General features: G+C 73.7%; 2 protein-coding genes. Both read left to right on the top strand.

The features are described 5' to 3' along the window. Positions 1-219: hypothetical protein (locus tag GEV06_28990; protein MPZ21877.1), on the top strand; the 219-nt coding region annotated here is incomplete at its 5' end. A gap of 151 nt (positions 220-370) precedes the next feature. After that, positions 371-624: hypothetical protein (locus tag GEV06_28985; GenBank protein MPZ21876.1), on the top strand; the 254-nt coding region annotated here is incomplete at its 3' end.

Genomic DNA, 624 nt, shown 5'->3' with positions numbered 1-624 from the left:
GGTACCGCCGCCCGACTAAGCGGCGTCGGCCTGGTCATACCAACAACCCGGTGCCGGCGCGGCGTGGCCGCGGCCGGGACGGGGCCGGGCGGGGCCGGCGCGCTCAGCGACGGCGACGGCCGGCGGCGACGGACGCCCTGCGCAGCGGGTGGGTCCAGCGCCACGACCGTGATTCGGTCACCTTGTCGAGGCGGGAACGCAGCGCGTCGCGCTGGCTGACCAGCGCATCGACCTCGGACTCCAGCGCCGCGGTGCGTCGCTGCCGGTCGCCGGGGGCAGCACCGGTGTCGGCCAGCGGCCTGGCGTCGAAGCGCGCGCGATCCTTCCGCCACCGCTTGCGCCCCTTCGCGCGTTGCTGGGCGTCCACCCGGTGATAGCCCTCCAGGTGCTCGGGAGCCGGTGGTTCAGCGCCGGAGAGCTCGTAGCCATAGTCGCGGAGATGGTCCGCCATCACCTCCTCGCACAGCTGCAGCTCCCAAGGCTCGAGACGCTCCCCGAACGTGCCCACGGTCGCGTCGGAGACCTCGTGCCGGGTGCGCGCGTGCCATGTCTTGCGCTCCGGCAGCACGGCGTCGGCGAGCTGCTGCGGGCTCAGCATCGCATCGTGGAACGATTCGCCGAGGA

Origin of the sequence: Luteitalea sp., from assembly GCA_009377605.1 — a bacterium.
Taxonomy (GTDB): domain Bacteria; phylum Acidobacteriota; class Vicinamibacteria; order Vicinamibacterales; family Vicinamibacteraceae; genus WHTT01.
This window is presented reverse-complemented; position numbering and strand designations above follow the sequence as displayed.